Here is a 17,198-nt window from a genome sequence, read left to right as displayed (position 1 = left end):
GCGGTGGTGGGCTAGCGACGGAGAGAGGACGGAAGAAACGAGAATCCCTGTTGCACGCGATGGAGCAGTGCGACGGTGTTCTGGACATTCAAGGGACGCGAGAAAAAATAGCCTTGGCCGTAGGGACAACAGAAGGTACAGAGGGTGTGGAGTTGGGGTTCAGATTCAATACCTTCGGCGATGATGCTTAGGTTCAGACCCTGGGCCAAGGCGATGATCGCCCGGACGATTTCAGCATTCCGGGGATAGTGGATATCGTCTACAAAGGATTTATCAATTTTCAAGACATCGAGGGGAAAGTGATCGAGATAACTTAAGGAACAGTAGCCCGTGCCAAAGTCATCAATACAGAGTTGGATCGCTTGGGTTTTGAGTTGTCGCAGAATGGCGATCGCTGTTTCGGGATCATCCATTAACGCCGTTTCGGTGATTTCGAGCTTCAAATGATGGGGCGATAGGCGCGTTTCAGCGAGGATCGTGGCAACGCGATCGCTCAAATCCCAGGTCAGTTGCCGACTCGATAAATTCACACTAATTTGCAGCGGCAGGTTAAACACCTCCTGCCATGCCTGCACCTGTTGGCAGGCCTCCTTGAGCACCCACGCCCCCAAGGCTTGGATTTGGCCCCGCTCCTCCGCCAGGGGAATAAACTCAGCGGGCGATAACCAGCCTTCTTCGGGATGTTGCCACCGCACCAAGGCTTCAAACCCCGCTAACTGATAGGTTTGTAAATCCACAATCGGCTGATAGTACAAACATAATTCTGAACGTTCGATCGCACTGCGTAAGTCTGTGTCTAGTTTTTGGCGACGCATAATCGTCTGTCGCATCGCCGGATCAAAACAGACGGCCTGATTTTTGCCCTGGGCTTTGGCGCGATACATGGCAATATCGGCATTTTGGAGAATTTCCTCGGCTTGGGTGTAGCAGGTGTGATCAATGACAACGCCGATGCTCGTGCCGCTGAAAACCGTATGACCGCCGATCTGCATGGGTTGGGAGAGGGTGGTGATAATTTTGTTGGCGAGGGCGATCGCCGCCTCCGGTGTGGGCAGGGGGGTCATCAGAATCGTAAATTCATCCCCCCCCAAACGGGCCAAGGTATCCGTCGGGCGCAAACACCCCTGCAATAGGCGGGCGATCGTCACCAACAGCGTATCCCCCAGCCAATGCCCCAAACTATCATTAACTAACTTAAACCCATCCAAATCCAGAAACAGCACCGCAAACTGAGCCTCATGAGACTGCGCCGCCTGAATCGCCTGGTTGACCTGTTGCAAAAAATAGGCCCGATTCCACAACCCCGTTAAGGTATCATGGGTGGCGCTGTAGCGCAGATTTTCTTCAGCCCGTTTGCGGCTGGTAATGTCCACCACACAGCCTTCGTAATAGACCTGGGGCAGATTTTGCTCATCTTGCGCCAAGTTATCCACCACCCGCCGCGCATTTTCAGAAATCCAGATCACCCGCCCATCCTGTTGATAGATCTGAGATTCAAATTCTTTCACCTCACCATGAATCTGGAGTTGCAAAAGGAGTTCTTGGTAGCGTTCAGGTTGGACGTAGGGGGGGTGAGAATTTTCGGATTGCACGGCCAAGAAGGTGGCGGCGGAGTCGTACCCGTAGATATGGGCCATGGCGGGGTTGATGCTGAGGTACTGGCCGCGAGTGTCGATCTGGAAAATCCCTTCAACGGCATTTTCAAAAATGCTGCGGTATTTAGCTTCGGCAGCTTGGGACATGGCTTCGGCCCGTTTACGCTGAAAGACACCGCCGAGTTGCATCGCGACGGAGGAAATGAGTTCTACAAAGCGGGGGTCTTCTTGGCCGGTTTTGCTCATGACGAATTCCAGGACGGCTAACACCTGATGGTCAGCGATGATGGGGGCGAAGAGGCTGGCGCGAATCCCCCAATGGTTCGTAATGTCTTGGCGGGGCAAGGGCGATCGCTCCTGTTGGGCCAGATTCGGAACCCAACGGGGGGTTTGGGTTTGCCAAACTTGGCCCGGCAGTCCTTCCCCCATGGCAAAGGTAAACCCTTGGCTCTGGTGCCAAAACTGGGTAAGGTGGTCTTGGGTGATGGGGTTGAGGGTGGAATTAATGTAGTAAACGGGGCTGAGTTCGAGATGGGTTTGGCTGGGATGGGGAACCCACACAGAACCCAATTCCCAGCCGGTGGTTTCACAGAGCATCCCCAACACTTCCCGCAGGGCTTGGTCAAAGTCGGCGGCAACACTGACGGAATGGGTAATGCAATGGAGGAGGTGCAGTTCTGCTTCGGCGCGTTCGCGTTCGGTGACATCCATGCCGGCCATGAAGAAGAATTCGCAGGTGGTGCGATCGCGACTCAAAATCGGTTTTGCTTGCCATTCCACCGTTAGGGTGTCCCCGTCCTGGGTTAAGACTTGATTCACCGATAAACTCAAGCCCAGAGAGGCGCTGAGTTGGAGCAAAAAGTCTTCCGCCTGATCCCATTCTTCAGGGGGAACACAGAGTTTGATGTAGTCTTGGCCAAGCACTTCGTCGAGTTCATAGCCCAAGGTGACGAGCATGGCGGTGTTCATCGCCGCTATTTTTCCGTCAGGCGTGAGGGCGAGAAAAAAGGCCGGGTTGGCTTCAAAGAGGGTTTGCACTAACTCTGGATCATTTGTTAAATCCAGGGTGGTGGAGATGGGTAAGGGGCGCGGGGGGGTTAATCCGCTCTCTGGTGGAGGGGGAGCATGGGGGGGCGAGGGGGGCAGAGGGTTCGCTGGGCGCGATCGCATCCAGCGACCCAGGACAAAGCCCAGGACTAAACAGAAACTACTCCCCAGTAATTCTGGAGAAACTCCGACCATCGCAAGAGTTCCAAGCAGCACATTCAAGGGTTTTTCTGCTCTCCAAGAAGCATAGGGCTATGATTAATCAAACGGTTCCAGATGGAGGGGTGCATCCCTCTCAGTATACTGATTATCTTTTCGATAATCTTGGGAGAGAAAAAGAAGAGTATCTGTAATCATACTGACAACTAGGGTGGGTTATCTCTCCCTCAGCGGGCTATAGCAATGGGAAAAGAGGGTTCGGACAACGGTATGTTTAGGCACAAGGGGCTTCAGCTCCTTGCCTGTCCTACCGATCTCGACCCCTGCTATATCTGGGGGCGGCTCATCGTTCTCCTTCGCCAAAGCGGTAGCCCTTGCCGTACACCGTATGAATCAGGGCAGTTTCGGGGGGATGTTCAAGTTTGCGCCGCAGGAGTCGGACGAGGGCCGCTAATACATTGCTGTTGGGTTGGGCGGTGGGGCCCCAGAGATGGGCTTGGAGGGTGATATGGGTGAGCACTTGACCCCGGTGTTGGAGAAAGTAACAGAGCAATTGCGCTTCTTTTTCTGAGAGATCAATTTGGCGATCGCCCCGATAGGCGACCCGATTATCCGGGTCGAATTCGAGATCGGCAATGGTGAAGCGGGGGGAAGACTGGGCAGGCGATCGCCGCAACAAGGCCCGCACCCGCGCCAACAGTTCCCGCAATTCAAAAGGCTTTACCAAATAGTCATCCGCCCCCGCATCGAGGCCCTGCACCCGATCATCCAGGGTATCTTTCGCCGTCAAAAACAGCACCGGGGTTTCATCGCCGTGTGATCGCAACGCTTGGCAAATCTCCAACCCCGACAGCGACGGCATCATCCAATCCAGAATCAACAACTGATACCCCTCCGCCTGGGCCAACGCCAACCCCACACTGCCCCGATGGGCCACATCCACCTGATACCCCTCCTGACCCAGCGCCTGACTCAAGGGCGCGGTCAACTCCACCTCATCATCCACCAATAAAATTCGCATTTGGTCTCCTGATTCAATCCCCAAGAATCATCCTGAACTACGGTATATTGAACCCTTAGGCCCCGTTGTATCCACCGTAGCCCCCATGACTCACTCCTTATTCTGCTATTTTCTCCTATGCTGACGATCGCACTCCCCAAAGGCGCACTCCTCAAAGACAGCATCCGCCTCTTTCAATCCGTAGGGCTTGACTTCAGCCTCTTCCTCGACGGTCAAACCCGCCAACTCCAAATCACCGACCCCACCGGAACCGCCCGCGCCCTCCTCGTCCGCGCCCAAGACGTGCCCGTCTATGTGGAATATGGTCAAGCCCAACTCGGCATCGTCGGCTACGACGTGCTACGGGAGAAAAAACCCAACGTCGCCCAACTAGCAAACCTCCACTTTGGCGGCTGTCGGCTCTCGGTGGCCGTGCCCAAAACCAGCGGCTATCAGTCTTCACTGGAATTGCCGCCCCATGGTCGCGTCGCCTCAAAATTCGTCCATTGTGCCCGCGACTATTTTCGCCAACTCGACCTCCCGGTGGAAATCATCCCCCTCTCCGGTTCCGTGGAATTGGGGCCGATTACCGGCATGTCAGAAGCGATCGTTGATCTCGTTTCCACCGGCCGCACCCTGCTCGAAAATGGCTTAGTGGAAATCGATGTGTTGTTTGAAAGTACCGCCCATCTCATCGCCCACCCCCTCAGCTATCGGGTCAACTTTGAGCAACTCAACGCCATTGTCAGCACCGTTCGCGAAGCCACCCTCACGGCTTATCCATAACCTTGAATGTGGAGGGGGGATGAGTGAGCTTCTAGTTCGCTGCCTTGACGGCAAGGGGGGATTAGACACAGGCAAGGTCAACGTTGGAATGTTGTGCATAAGAGCCGTAGCCAGGGTATCGGTGGGGGCAGCGATCGCCGTTTCAGTGACCGGTAGAATTCCCCCAACCCTCTTGATCGGCTCTCGGCCCGCAAACTCTCCTGTTGCCGAAGCCTGAATCCCGTATAAAGCAGTGAGGCGGCCTGAGAGTATCGACCAGTTACGTGTTTTTTCGGAATGCAAAATGATCGAAAAACAAACCATCCAGCGGATCAATTCTCTCCCTTCCCTCACGCTCAGATTCTATTATTTCGGTTCTATTTTTAGTCGAAAAAGAATAATTCAGTATTGTTAAACGATTGATTCTCTCCCACAGAATTAATGTATAACACATCACAACATCTCCGTAGCATACCCGACACAATAGCAACATAACCGTGACTCCTACAACGCCAGTGACTGACATTCTTTGGGTGATTGTTTCTGCCGGCCTGGTCTTCTTGATGCAGCCAGGCTTCATGTGTCTTGAATCTGGACTGACACGATCCAAAAACAACATCAATGTTGCGGTCAAAAATCTCGCTGATTTTGGCATTTCCGTGACCATCTTTTGGCTGTTTGGCTATGCCTTAATGTTTGGACTCAGTCAGTGGGGTGTGATTGGACAGACCGGCTTTTTATTGGATTTTACGGGCAGCCCTCAGATTGCCACCTTTTTCCTCTTTCAGATGATGTTTTGTAGCACCGCGACCACGATCGTTTCAGGGGCGGTGGCGGAACGTCTCAAATTCAATGCCTATTTAGTGATCTCTGCGATCGCCTCTGGATTCATCTACCCCATCTACGGTCACTGGGTCTGGAATGGTGTGGATCAAGGTACAAGTTCCGGTTGGCTCGGTCATTTGGGTTTTGTAGACTTTGCCGGATCAACCGTGGTGCATAGCGTCGGAGGCTGGATTGGCCTAGCGACCCTGATGGTGATCGGCCCACGCCTCGGCCGTTTTCCCAAAGACAAAACCCCTCAAACCATCCACGGCTCCAACCTGCCCCTCTCCGTCTTGGGGGCGATGCTGCTCTGGTTTGGTTGGTTGGGGTTCAACGGCGGCAGCACCCTAGCCCTCACCCCCCAAGTGCCCGTCATCATCGTCAATACCGTCATTGCCGGCTCCGGCGGCATGATCACAGCAGCCATCATCGGCTGGAAGCGGCGCAAACTCCCCAAAGTGGAATCCCTCGTCAATGGTTCCATTGCCGGTCTCGTCGCCATTACGGCCTCCTGCCATGCCGTCAGCACCCCCCTCGCGTTTTTGATCGGTTCCGGTGGGGCCGCCGCCATGATCATCGTGATTTATCTCCTCAACCAATGGCGCATTGATGATGCGGTGGATGCCGTGGCAGTGCATGGCGGGGCGGGAGCCTGGGGGACTCTATCGGTGGGGTTCTTTGGGCAGTTGGATTTATTGGGGACTGACTTGGGACGCTGGCAGCAGATTGGGGTGCAAGGGCTAGGGGTCGCGGTGGGCTTTCTGTGGGCGTTTGGCTTGACTTGGATCATTTTGAACATTACCAATCGGATCTTTCCGCTGCGGGTTTCTGCCGATGATGAAACCAAGGGTCTGAATGTCTCAGAACATGATGCCAAAACGGAGGTGTATGACCTGCTAGAGGTGATGGACTATCAAGCCCGCACCCAAGATCTCAGCGCACGGGTTCCCGTCACGCCATTTACGGAGGTGGGACATATTGCCTCTCGCTATAACCAGGTGATGACGGCGATGGAAGAGGCGATCACACAGACCCATGCGATTGTGAGCACGGCAACGGATGCAATTGTCACCTTTAATACTTCGACGTTACAGGTACTGACGGCGAATCCCAGTGCTGAAAAAGTGTTTCGGTATTCAGCCGAGGAACTGTTAACGCTGTCGATTGCGGATCTGGTTGGCTGGTCTGCTGAAACGATCAGCGATCGCGCCACCCTCTTGAAACGTCTGCTCAACAATGGTCAGCAGGAAATGATTGGCCATCGGGCGGGGGGGGTGGTGTTTCCGTTGGAAGTGACCTTAACTAAGGCAAATTTAGGGGCGCGATCGTTTTTTACCGGAACCTTTCGCGACATCACCGAACGCAAACAGGCCGAAGAAGCCATTCGCCACAAACAACACAGCGTCAAACTCCAGCGCACCCTCGAAGAACTCCAACGGGCCCAAACCCAACTGATTCAAAGTGAAAAAATGTCCAGTGTTGGGCAAATGGTGGCCGGAGTCGCCCATGAGATTAATAACCCCGTTAACTTTATTTCCGGTAATTTGGTCTATGCCAAAAAATACACCGAAGATTTAATTCAACTCATCGATCGCTATCAAGCCTTATTTCCTGAAATCCCCGACGACCTCCAAGACCTCATTGAAGACATTGAATTAGATTTCCTCAAAGAAGACTTGCCCAACTTACAAGATTCTCTCTTGATGGGAACAGAACGGATTCAAGAGATTGTCCAATCCTTGCGCACCTTTTCCCGCTTAGATGAGGCAGAAGTGAAACAGGTGGATATTCATGAGGGGATTGAAAGTACCTTAATGATTTTAAAAAATCGGCTCAAGGCGGCGATTCCTCGGCTGGAATATCCGATTGCGGTGGTGAAAGACTATGCGAATTTACCCCGCGTCGAATGTTATGCCGGACAGTTAAATCAAGTGTTTATGAATTTATTGGCCAATGCGATCGATGCGTTGGCGGAATCTTGGGAGCGCGGGAAGTTTGTGGATGGTGAGCATCCGACGATTTGGATCTATACCCAAATGATCGATGCGGATTGGTTGCGGATTCGGATTTTAGATAATGGTATGGGGATTAAGCCAGAGACGCAATCAAAATTGTTTGATCCCTTTTTCACGACGAAAGAGGTGGGGAAGGGGACGGGGTTGGGCTTGTCAATTAGCTATCAAGTGGTGGTGGAACGGCATCACGGCCGGATGATCTGTCAGTCTGAGGTGGGCCAGGGGGCGGAATTTATTGTGGAAATTCCGATGGTGCAAACGCCGGAAGGGGCGATCGCATCCTCCGATCCTTAGCGGCGAGAGACGCTGCCCGTACCGGGATGACACTCCAGATGGGATCTTATGATCGCTGGAAGCGGAGGAGTTCGATGGACTGGGCGGTGAGGAAAATGCCGAGGATGATGTAGCTGGCGAAGAGGAAGAGGCTGCTGCTGTCGAAAACGCCTTGCACCATGGTGTCGTAATGTTTGATCAACGATAGGTGAGCGATCGCTGTTTCAAAAGGTTGCCCCAACTGCTCCGCCACCAGATCCACCATCGCCAAGGCAATCACCAGGGTAAAGGTCAGAATGGCCGCGATGATCGTGCTGCTGGTGAGGGTAGAGAGGAACATTCCCAAGGACAATAGGGCCGTGGCGAGCAGAATTAACGCCAAATGGGCCAACAGCGGCACAGCGGGCGGAACGGGGCGATCGGCGGCGGCAAAGGCAACGAATTCCAGCACCAACATCGGCATCAGCAACGTGATGTAAAACACCACCACCCCCGCCAATTTCCCCAGGGCCACCACCCAGTTATACACCGGCGAAGTGGCGAGGAGTTCGAGGGTGTGGGCCTTGCGTTCTTCGGCGTAAAGTCCCATGGAGAGCAACGGCACGATGAAGGAGGTGAGCGAACCAATGATCCCCAAATAGCGAAGCAGGAAGAGATAGGGCACATCCACCGGCGGCATGGGAATGCCGGACTGTTCACTGAGGGCCACTTCTTGGATAATGCCCTGATCACTCAAGAGCAAATACACAAACACGATCCCCGACAGCAGCCAAAAGACACCGGCCACCACATAGGCCAGGGGAGAGAGAAAGTAGCTTTGCAGTTCTTTGCGGAAGATGGCAAGGATGTTAACAAAAATGGTCATTTTGGCTCTGGGTTGGCAGCTTCGGGGGTGGGTTCGGGGTCTGCGGCGGGGGGAATGGGTTCCCCGTCGGGTTCGAGGTCTGCGGCGGGGGGAATGGGTTCCTCTTCGGTGGTGAGTTCGAGGAAGACATCTTCGAGGGTGGGGCGGGTGCGTTGCATTGCGTGGAGTTGGCCGCCGGACTTGATGATCGTGCTGGCGATCGCGGCTCCCGGTTCGCTGTGGCCTTGGCAATGAATGTGCAGAATCATTCGCGCCGAATCGGGCAAGGGCGACAGTTGCACATCGCGCACGCCGGCGATCGCGTTTAACTTTTGGGTGAGCAGTTGCGTCGCCCCACTCACCTCCACCGCATAGCCCAGGCTCCCCACCAATGCTTCCATCAGGGTATCAGGGGTATCGGTGGCGACGATTTTGCCATGGTTGATAATCGCAACGCGATCGCAGGTCATGCTCACTTCCGGCAAAATATGGGTCGAGAGAATGATCGTATGATTCCCCGCAAGGCCTTTAATCAGGTGGCGCACCTCGATGATTTGACGCGGATCGAGGCCCACGGTGGGTTCATCAAGAATAATCACCGGCGGATTATGGACGATCGCTTGGGCCAAGCCGACCCGCTGCCGGAACCCCTTCGAGAGGCGACAAATGAGGGTATCTTGTTCCGTTTCAAGGTTGCATTGCACAATGGCGAGATCCACTTGAGCCGCGCGATCGCCCGCCGAGACCCCCTTAAGCCGCGCCACAAAAAAGAGATAGCCCCGCACCGTCATGTCTTCGTACAGGGGCGGCGTTTCCGGTAAATAACCGATCCGCTGCCGCACCGCCATCGATTGGCTGTGGACATCGTAGCCCGCCACCCGTGCCGTTCCTGCCGTCGCCGGCAGGTAGCCGGACAAAATGCGCATCGTCGTCGTTTTTCCCGCCCCGTTGGGGCCGAGAAAGCCGAGAATTTCCCCCGGTTCGACGGTAAAACAAACGTCATCAATGGCGGGATGGGGGCCATAGCGTTTGCTGAGGTGTTCAACTTCAATCATTGATCTATTGCCCTCATCACAGCAGCCTGTTGTCCGTTGTCTCGTCTGTCCATGGTTATTGCTTCACAAGGTCGGCCTAGGGTTTGTCCTGTTCCAGTTTCAAACGATTTAACTCCGCTTCGACGCGATCGCGCTGCTCCAACGTTTGAAACCGCGCCTCAAGCCCCGACGTTCCCAATTGTGTCACGTCCCGTTGAGCTTCAAGATCTAAAATTTGCGCCTCTACCTTGTCAAACATCGCCCAGGGACTGTCCTCCGTATCGGCTAAAAGGGTTTGCAAGCGTTGACTGGCTTGGGCCGATTGGAGCCGCGCTAACACCATATCGCGCTTGAGGCGAGCGTGATGGTATTTGGTTTCGAGGCGGTGGAGGTCTTGTTTGAGTTGGGCGATCGTTGCGGTTTGGGTCTGGAGTTGGGTGCGCAGGAGTGCCGCCGTGTCGAGGTAGGTTTGGCGACGGGTGAGGGCTTCGCGGGCGATCGCTTCATTGCCTTGATTCAGGGCAAGCTGGGCCCGTTGATGCCAATCAGCGGCGGCGGCTTCGTTTTGGTGGGCTTGGCGTTCGGTGCGTTTTTGGGTGGCGATCGCCTGCGCCACCCCCTGCCGCAACCGGGTTAACTCCTGGCTCATCTGCCCCACAATCTGCTCTAGCATCTGGGCCGGATCTTCAGTTGCGGTGAGCCAATGATTCACATTCGCCTGCACCACTTGCCACGCTCGCCCCAACAAATTCATCGCTGTTTCCCCCTTAACTCTCGCCCCGCTCTTCTTGTCATCCTAACCCCTTAGTCTGAGTCTTGAGCCTGGTAAATCTGCGCCACAATCCCCTGAGTCTGCACCGCATTCACCAACCGTTGCGCATCGGCCGCATTGTCAAACGCCCCCAACTGCACCTGAATCCCCTGGGGAAACCGGCGTAGATAGGCATCGGACACCGCCGATCGCGCCTGTTGTAACGACGCTTCCCCCGCGTAATTCACCAACACATAATAGTACGGGTCATTATCAGGGGGAGCACTGGCCACATTCGGGAGCGATTCCGGATCAGGTTCGGGGGTGGCCGGCGTGGCATCGGGGCTAGGAATCGGCGAATTGGGATCAGGAAGCAGGGCAGAGGTGAGATCCGACGGCCGGCCGGGCATGGGTGCAGTCTCATCCCCCGCATCCCCCGTGTCAGGATTTGGCTCGGCGGCGGTGGTGTTCGGGTCGGAGTCGGTGTCATCATCGGCCAAGTCCGGGCCGGTCACGTCCAGCGGTTCCCCCGTCGGCCCCACGTCCGAGGGAACGGTGGCCGTTGTGGTTTCGCTCTCGCCTGTGTCGGCGGGTTCAGCCACGGGAGCCGGTTCACGGAGGGCAAAGACAATCAGGGCGATCGCCACGCCGAGCATTGCGATCGCGCCCACATTCAGGGGGTTTAACCAGGGTTTGCGCTGGGGTTGGGTCGGTTCCTGGTCGAGGGTCTTGAGGAGTTTTTCGGAGGAGGCGAGATAGTCCTGGGGGCTGGTGGCGGGGTCGGGTTGACGTTGGGGCGTTTGAGTATAGTTGGCAATGTCGTGATCTTTCCCCTTGCTGGTGGGCGTTGTGGGGGTCATCGCTGCCACCTCGGACGGCGGCGCGGCGGGAACCGGCTCATGCTGTTGCCGCTGACGACGGTAGCGAGCCAACTCGGTATCCACATCAACATCAAGACAAGCTAGGGCCGTCGCTAAGGTGGGATGGAGGTTAGTTTGCGGGTCAGTCATGGTGCAGAATCATCCAAAGATACCAAGGGTCATCCTGTTCAATAGGATACACCAGACCTTCAGATCCGATAATCACCCGCAAAACAAGGCGGCTGATGAAACTTAAGGAAATAATCCGGTAATTCCGTCATGCGAGCATCTTGCTCGCTAGCGGTTGAGAGCCTTTTTCAATGACCGGATTGAATGGTTAACCTCCATCAGCCCCTTACTCCCAACACGTTAATAGCGAATCCGGGGATCAATGTAGGCGTTGATCAGATCGATCGCAATACTGGCAAAGACGACAATCACCCCGAAAAAGACCATAATCCCTTGCACCGTGGGGTAATCGCGTAGGGAAATCGCTTCGTAGAGACGATTGCCCAAGCCGGGCCAGGAAAACGTCACTTCGGTCAACACCGCGCCCCCTAGTAATGCGGCGAAGGTTAGCCCCAGGACGGTGATCACGGGGATCATGGCGTTTTTGAGGGCGTGGGAAATTAAGATGGTGCGATCGCCAATGCCCCGCGCCCGGGCCGCCTCCACATAGTCCGCTCGGAGGGTCTGCTTTAAATTGACTCGGACAATCCGCTCAAAAATCCCACTCAACAACAGCCCCAAGGAACAACAGGGCAACACCAGATGATGAAACGCCGTGATCAACGCGCTCCAATTCCCCGTTAACACACTGTCGAGGGTGTAGAGTCCGGTGATCGTGCTAGGAGGGTCAAGGTTAATCGGGAAGCGCGTTCCCAACGGGAACCATTTAAACTGCACCGCAAAGATCAGTTGAAACACCATCCCCATCCAAAACAGCGGCAGGGAATAGGTAATGATGCCAAACAATCGCCCGCCCGCATCAAACACCGTATTCGGCCGCGAGGCCGCAAACATCCCAATACTCACCCCCAAAACAACGGCGATCACCATGCCATAAAACGTCAATTCTACGGTGGCGGGGAAGTGATCGCGGATGACATCCCACACGGGTAAACCGCGACTGGTGATCGACGTGCCGAGGTCGAACTTGAGCAGGCTAATCAGATAGCTGAGGTATTGGATCGGGAGGGGTTGAGAGAGGCCGAGTTGTTCGCGGAGGGCTTCTTTGGCGGCTTCGGGGGCGCGGTTGCCGAGGATGGCATCGGCGGGATCGCCGGGGGTGGCGCGGAGGAGGAGAAAGACCACCGAAACGATGGTGAGCAGCATCAAGGGGGCGAGCAAGATGCGGGTCAGGAGGTAATACTGGAGGGCTTTGGCGCGGGACATGCAAGGGGGGGGGAACATCGCTGTGTTTAACAATACCCCAACTGCGATCGCCCCCGATCAGCTAAAAATGTCAGCCACGGCAAGGGTGAAGTCTGGAAACAGGGGTGAGGTGAGTTGATCTTCAATGAATAGGGTGCTGACTTGTTCTAAGTGGGCTTGCGATCGCCGATAGAGTTCAATCCGTTGCTGCTGCCAATCGATGATCCAATAGTCCCGCACCCCCACCCGCGAATAGAGTTTGAGTTTCACTTGGCGATCGCGCATGATATCCCTCGGCGTTTGGGACAGAACTTCCACCACCAATTCCGGAGCCGCCGTAAAATGTCCCGACTCATCCACAGCAGTCGCCAACAGTTCATCACTAATCCACACCAAATCTGGAATCACATTATCCTCCCCCGAAAAAATCAAACCAGGCGTGGTCAAGACTTTGCCCTGTTGATGCTGTTTCGCCCAAAGGGTGAGATAGGTTCCAAGGTTGTTGATGGCGTTTTGATGTTTCCAGTGAGGAGCGCGGGTCACGTATAACTCTCCTGCGATAATTTCATAGCGATGATCGTTATCGGGGAAAAAGGCTAAATCGGCGATCGTCCAATGGTGTTTGGGGTTGAGGTTTGCAACCATAGTCTCTAGACCTGGGTGATGTTTAGCTTGGTTCTATCGTACTATATTCATTCAGGCTTGGGCTGATTCGGATCGGTCGATCGCACGATCGCATCCAGCGTGGCAGCCATCAGGGCCGGGGTTTGTCCCGTCACGGTGAACATGATCGCTTCTCGATAGATGCGTTGGGCGGGATGGTCGAGGCTGTTGGCGGCTCCTTTGGAAATCGTGATGGCCAGATGGGCACACCGTCCCGCAAAGGCGATCGCCTCCCCGCGCCAGGAGTAGTGCTGTTCTGGGGTCGTGGTGGGATCGGTTTTAGCAGTGATGATCGTGTCGTAGAGGTGTTGCCAAGCGGTGACGAGGGAATCGAACAGGGCCGTATCGGGCGATCGCGCCTCGATTACATCCAACGCCGATCGCGCATTGCCCAAGGCGAAGGCCGTCGCGTTGAGAATGCCTTGGCGGTCTTTGCGGTGAATCCAACCGGGGGGATGGTGGGCGAGGAGGCGATCGCTGGTTAATGGATAAGCGGTCAACTGAGCACTGACGGTTTGGGTCGCATTCATCGCCGCGAGGGGCATCGGTTCCGAATACTGCAATCCCGGTTCATCCTGAAGGGGTAGCAAACCAAACACCGCGCCGCCATCGGGCAGCGTCGCCCCCACCACCACCTGCTCAAAAATTTCCCAGCCCGTCACCCAAGGAATCGCGCCCGTCAGCTTGTACCCGTCATCCGTTGGCATCGCCCGCAGCACCGGTTCCCCCGATCGCCGCAAGTGAGAATAGCCCACCCCCACGCCCACCTCACCCCGCGCCATGGCGGGAATCATCGCGGTTTTCAGGGTTGAATTAGGGCCGTTGGCGATGAAGGATGCAGCGGTTTGGTGTTGGGTTTGAAGAAAAGCTAGGGTTCCGGAATGGCGGGTGAGGTCTAATTGATAGTCGTAGAAGGCGCGATCGCTCCAACCCAAACCACCCCATGCTGTCGCCACTTTCGCCGCTAACCAACCCTGCGCCCCCAACGCCCACCACCCCCGGCGGAGAGCGATCGCCTCTCGCTCCATCCGTTCCGGGGGTGGGGTTAATTCAACAAATTGGGGGGACAAGACGCGAGAAGTCACAACACAAGCCTGAAAAGAACGCTTTTGTATTGTAGCGATCGCATCCTCAATCTTGGCATGCAGTCTAAACCTAGAGCAAGTGCGATTCTTGCATCACTTGACCCAATTTCAGCAGTGAATCCGTCGTCCAACCCGTTGACCGTGATTGAGTCGGCTCAGGAGTTTCACCATAGGCTGCGCCCAAACTTTCACTGAGATGACACAACCGTTGCACAGACCACATCGATTTTAAAGTACGCATAATGAACACTCCTATAATGCTGAACCCCCTTATTATAGAATATTTTCTGTATAAAATGCTACCTTTTGAGGTGCGATCGCGTGATTCATCCCACTCTCAAAGTGAATTTTTCGCCTTCTTGCCCCTAGTCATCAACGGAATCTGCACAATCGGCACCTCAAACGTCACCGTCGATCCCAGACTTTCCCCCATACTGAAAAAATCAATCTTGCCCCCCATCGTCTCCACCAACCGCTGGGAAATCGCCAACCCCAAACCCGTCCCCCCATAGGAGCGCGTCCGGCCAATATCCACCTGACTAAAATTCTTAAACAGCATATCCAACTTATCAAGGGGAACCCCAATCCCCGTATCCGCCACCCGCACCTTCACCAAACCGGGAAACTCTTTCCCATCCACAAACATCTGCCTTTTCACCACCTCGGCGCTGATGGTAATCCCCCCCTCATGGGTGAATTTCACCGCATTACCCACCAGATTCAGCATTACCTGCAAGAGCCGCTGATAGTTGCCATAGAGCACAATCGGCTCGCGGGACGGCGGCATTTGAATCTCAAAGCTGAGGTTTTTCTGTTGTGCCATCGGACGGGTCTTCTTCTCCACATCCTCAAAGAGGGTTTCGAGGGGAACTTCAGTAAAGTTCAACTCCATCCGACCGGCTTCAATTTTAGCGATGTCGAGGATGTCGTTAATCAGGTTGAGGAGATGGAGGGCGGAACGGTGGGCTTCTTCGAGGAATTCCCGCTGTTCGGCGGGGTCATCGGCCATGCCGTCAAGGATCAGTTTCATGAACCCGATGATCCCGTTTAACGGGGTGCGGAGTTCATGGGAGGTGCTGGCGAGAAATTCACTTTTGAGACGGGAGGCTTCTTCGGCCCGCATTCCCGCTTCTTCGAGTTCTTTATAGAGGGTGGCATGGGCGATCGCAGTCCCCACATGGGCCGCCAACTCCCGCACCAGTTCAATCTCCGCATCATTCCAATGACGACGGTGATCGCACTGCTGCAAACAAATCAACGCATTGCGCTTATTTTGATAAAACGTCGAAATCACCAACACCGATCGCTCTTCAAAGGACGAGTCTTGAATATAGTCGAACGCCAGCGGCTCATCCACCGAAATCGCCTGCTCTAGATACGGTGTGCGATCGATGGGAAACCGTTCCCCCAACATTGACCGATAATTCGGCTCACAATATTCCGACTCCACCCGGAATGTTTGCGTTTCTGCATCGTAGGCAATAATCAAACAGCGCGTCACCCGCACTTCTGCCCCCAAACTATCCACCGTCTGCTGCCAAATCGTTTCGAGGTCAAGGGTGAGGCGAATATTGCGCGAAATCTTGGTTAACAGATTTTGGTAGGGGTTGCGCCGAATATTGCGGGCAATCTGAGTCACCAAGTCATTGTAATTATTGTGGGGCAATGTCCCCGTGAGGCGATTCGTGCGGGTGAGGCCATCCTGCTCCAACAATCGCCCCATCACCAGCACTTCCGTCACTCGTCCCTCATGCTTGAGAATCGGGCTGATCGCGAGTTCCACCGGAAATGTTTTGTCCTCATAGACAAAGAGACAGTGGTAATTTTCCGGAACACGCCGTTCCATCACCCGATGAATGGTTTCGAGATAATTATCAGCCGCAACGGGTTTGAGTTTTTCGTGTTCAGGGTTTTGATGGGTCAGAACGGAGGGTGACGCATCAGGTCGTTTCAACTGACATTGCCAATAGAACGAAGAGTAGCGACCTGAACTGTCCTGAGTGAAGGCCAATTCAGCCCCTAGATCCTGCCAGCGAATCGGATGTTGGGGTGCAGAAGCCGCATCCATGGCACACAATCGTAATGTTAGTGCAGTTTACATTCTCATCATACTCGGAAACCTTCTGCTGACCCGGAAATTGCCGCCCATGGGGTCTGGACGGCATTCCGGATCGAGGGGGGGGATTAGTCGTTCCACTCGCCACGGGGGGGGACGGGGGGATTGCGTCGGAAGGTGCGGGATAGTTCGTCATCTTGTTCGCGATCGCCCCGTAGCCATTGCTTAATCGCCGTTTCAATAATCCGGCTGGGGTCACTGCTGAGATGATGGAGTTGATCGACAAGATCAGAGTCCAGTTGAATCGCAACTTCAACTTTGTCGGCAAGGCGGGGGGACTGGGTGGCAGGATCGTTCATTGCTTTAATAACTTTATTTGATACCAGGTTCTACTATTGTACAAAAATTCTAGGGACTCTCTGGATGGTTCGTTTGCAAAAATGTTGCAATCATTACAGTGTGAAGTGCATTTTTATCCTTTGAGGGGCTTATGTCAATTGTGAAGCGTCTGGAGTCTTACACAGAAGTGCATCCAGAAGAAGTATTGATCGTTACGGCAACGGATCAGGGAGAGGAGGATATTGTTCTCATCTTTAAGGGATTTTCGAGTTCGCTGCTGCGCCCGACTGCGGTTGATCCCGATGTGCCCGTCTTGTCAGAAACCGCAGTGATTCAGACGATCGATCGGGTAGCTAGTCCCTACAATCCGGATCATCCCCGCTACCTTGCCCAAGGGTTAAGCTGGGCTGAAATGGAGTCGCTTCTATAATCAGGGGCATGATGGTGGGGATGGGGCGATCGCACCGTCCTCCCATCCTCCCGATTCGATCATGCTGAAGTCCTGTTGTGTCC

Annotated in this window: 15 protein-coding genes; 3 read left to right on the top strand and 12 right to left on the bottom strand. The window is 54.6% G+C overall.

Going from position 1 to position 17,198, the window contains the following annotated elements:
• Positions 1-11: 11 nt before the first annotated feature.
• Both SPI6313_RS11540 and rppA read right to left on the bottom strand, forming a co-directional pair.
• Complete coding sequence (locus tag SPI6313_RS11540) at positions 12-2,837, bottom strand: sensor domain-containing protein (RefSeq protein ID WP_072621134.1); 2,826 nt, start codon at positions 2,835-2,837, stop codon at positions 12-14.
• A 307-nt stretch (positions 2,838-3,144) separates the two neighbouring features.
• A complete protein-coding gene (gene rppA, locus SPI6313_RS11535) occupies positions 3,145-3,822 on the bottom strand; it encodes a two-component system response regulator RppA (protein WP_072621133.1) in 678 nt (225 codons plus the stop codon).
• Between the two features lie 117 nt (positions 3,823-3,939).
• On the opposite strand from rppA, the gene hisG reads away from it, so the two are divergent.
• A complete protein-coding gene (hisG, locus tag SPI6313_RS11530; protein ID WP_072621132.1) occupies positions 3,940-4,587 on the top strand; it encodes an ATP phosphoribosyltransferase in 648 nt (215 codons plus the stop codon).
• 476 nt (positions 4,588-5,063) lie between these two features.
• Positions 5,064-7,700 carry an ammonium transporter gene (gene amt / locus SPI6313_RS11525; protein ID WP_245788719.1) on the top strand — a complete coding sequence of 879 codons (2,637 nt, stop codon included), beginning with the start codon at positions 5,064-5,066 and terminating at the stop codon, positions 7,698-7,700.
• 46 nt (positions 7,701-7,746) lie between these two features.
• Here amt and SPI6313_RS11520 read toward each other — a convergent pair whose 3' ends face one another.
• The 10 genes from SPI6313_RS11520 to SPI6313_RS11480 form a co-directional block, all read right to left on the bottom strand.
• The gene (locus SPI6313_RS11520) at positions 7,747-8,544 is read right to left on the bottom strand and encodes an ABC transporter permease (RefSeq protein ID WP_072621130.1); all 798 of its coding nucleotides are present in this window, start codon (positions 8,542-8,544) and stop codon (positions 7,747-7,749) included.
• A complete protein-coding gene (locus SPI6313_RS11515; protein ID WP_072621129.1) occupies positions 8,541-9,578 on the bottom strand; it encodes an ABC transporter ATP-binding protein in 1,038 nt (345 codons plus the stop codon). The genes SPI6313_RS11520 and SPI6313_RS11515 overlap by 4 nt, the downstream gene beginning before the upstream one ends.
• Before the next feature lie 76 nt (positions 9,579-9,654).
• Positions 9,655-10,311: a PspA/IM30 family protein gene (locus SPI6313_RS11510; RefSeq protein WP_072621128.1), complete on the bottom strand. Its 657-nt coding sequence runs from the start codon at positions 10,309-10,311 to the stop codon at positions 9,655-9,657.
• 50 nt (positions 10,312-10,361) lie between these two features.
• The gene (locus tag SPI6313_RS11505; RefSeq protein ID WP_072621127.1) at positions 10,362-11,318 is read right to left on the bottom strand and encodes an SPOR domain-containing protein; all 957 of its coding nucleotides are present in this window, start codon (positions 11,316-11,318) and stop codon (positions 10,362-10,364) included.
• Positions 11,319-11,537: 219 nt separating this feature from the next.
• Positions 11,538-12,563, bottom strand: a complete 1,026-nt coding sequence (locus SPI6313_RS11500; RefSeq protein WP_072621126.1) for an ABC transporter permease — start codon at positions 12,561-12,563, stop codon at positions 11,538-11,540.
• 57 nt (positions 12,564-12,620) lie between these two features.
• Positions 12,621-13,187 carry a Uma2 family endonuclease gene (locus SPI6313_RS11495; protein WP_072621125.1) on the bottom strand — a complete coding sequence of 189 codons (567 nt, stop codon included), beginning with the start codon at positions 13,185-13,187 and terminating at the stop codon, positions 12,621-12,623.
• Positions 13,188-13,234: 47 nt separating this feature from the next.
• Entirely contained in the window at positions 13,235-14,290 is a 1,056-nt protein-coding gene (locus SPI6313_RS11490) for an acyl-CoA dehydrogenase family protein (RefSeq protein WP_139276621.1), read from the bottom strand.
• A 70-nt stretch (positions 14,291-14,360) separates the two neighbouring features.
• A complete protein-coding gene (locus SPI6313_RS23540) occupies positions 14,361-14,531 on the bottom strand; it encodes a hypothetical protein (protein ID WP_175551122.1) in 171 nt (56 codons plus the stop codon).
• Positions 14,532-14,627: 96 nt separating this feature from the next.
• Positions 14,628-16,358, bottom strand: coding sequence for a GAF domain-containing hybrid sensor histidine kinase/response regulator (locus SPI6313_RS11485; RefSeq protein WP_072621123.1), 1,731 nt, complete (start codon positions 16,356-16,358; stop codon positions 14,628-14,630).
• Between the two features lie 116 nt (positions 16,359-16,474).
• On the bottom strand, positions 16,475-16,705 hold the full coding sequence (locus SPI6313_RS11480) for a type II toxin-antitoxin system CcdA family antitoxin (protein WP_072621122.1): 231 nt from the start codon (positions 16,703-16,705) through the stop codon (positions 16,475-16,477).
• A 131-nt stretch (positions 16,706-16,836) separates the two neighbouring features.
• Between SPI6313_RS11480 and SPI6313_RS11475 the strand changes: the two genes are divergently transcribed.
• A complete protein-coding gene (locus SPI6313_RS11475; protein WP_072621121.1) occupies positions 16,837-17,115 on the top strand; it encodes a DUF7734 family protein in 279 nt (92 codons plus the stop codon).
• Positions 17,116-17,198: the final 83 nt, after the last annotated feature.

It is taken from the genome of Spirulina major PCC 6313 (assembly GCF_001890765.1).
Classification (GTDB): Bacteria; Cyanobacteriota; Cyanobacteriia; order Cyanobacteriales; family Spirulinaceae; genus Spirulina; species Spirulina major.
This window is presented reverse-complemented; position numbering and strand designations above follow the sequence as displayed.

Excerpts from the sequence above, each read along its gene's own strand:
- SPI6313_RS11540 (WP_072621134.1), bottom strand. The coding sequence starts at position 2,837 with ATGGTCGGAGTTTCTCCAGAATTACTGGGGAGTAGTTTCTGTTTAGTC.
- rppA (WP_072621133.1), bottom strand. The coding sequence starts at position 3,822 with ATGCGAATTTTATTGGTGGATGATGAGGTGGAGTTGACCGCGCCCTTG.
- hisG (WP_072621132.1), top strand. The coding sequence starts at position 3,940 with ATGCTGACGATCGCACTCCCCAAAGGCGCACTCCTCAAAGACAGCATC.
- SPI6313_RS11520 (WP_072621130.1), bottom strand. The coding sequence starts at position 8,544 with ATGACCATTTTTGTTAACATCCTTGCCATCTTCCGCAAAGAACTGCAA.
- SPI6313_RS11515 (WP_072621129.1), bottom strand. The coding sequence starts at position 9,578 with ATGATTGAAGTTGAACACCTCAGCAAACGCTATGGCCCCCATCCCGCC.
- SPI6313_RS11510 (WP_072621128.1), bottom strand. The coding sequence starts at position 10,311 with ATGAATTTGTTGGGGCGAGCGTGGCAAGTGGTGCAGGCGAATGTGAAT.
- SPI6313_RS11505 (WP_072621127.1), bottom strand. The coding sequence starts at position 11,318 with ATGACTGACCCGCAAACTAACCTCCATCCCACCTTAGCGACGGCCCTA.
- SPI6313_RS11500 (WP_072621126.1), bottom strand. The coding sequence starts at position 12,563 with ATGTCCCGCGCCAAAGCCCTCCAGTATTACCTCCTGACCCGCATCTTG.
- SPI6313_RS11495 (WP_072621125.1), bottom strand. The coding sequence starts at position 13,187 with ATGGTTGCAAACCTCAACCCCAAACACCATTGGACGATCGCCGATTTA.
- SPI6313_RS23540 (WP_175551122.1), bottom strand. The coding sequence starts at position 14,531 with ATGCGTACTTTAAAATCGATGTGGTCTGTGCAACGGTTGTGTCATCTC.
- SPI6313_RS11485 (WP_072621123.1), bottom strand. The coding sequence starts at position 16,358 with ATGGATGCGGCTTCTGCACCCCAACATCCGATTCGCTGGCAGGATCTA.
- SPI6313_RS11480 (WP_072621122.1), bottom strand. The coding sequence starts at position 16,705 with ATGAACGATCCTGCCACCCAGTCCCCCCGCCTTGCCGACAAAGTTGAA.
- SPI6313_RS11475 (WP_072621121.1), top strand. The coding sequence starts at position 16,837 with ATGTCAATTGTGAAGCGTCTGGAGTCTTACACAGAAGTGCATCCAGAA.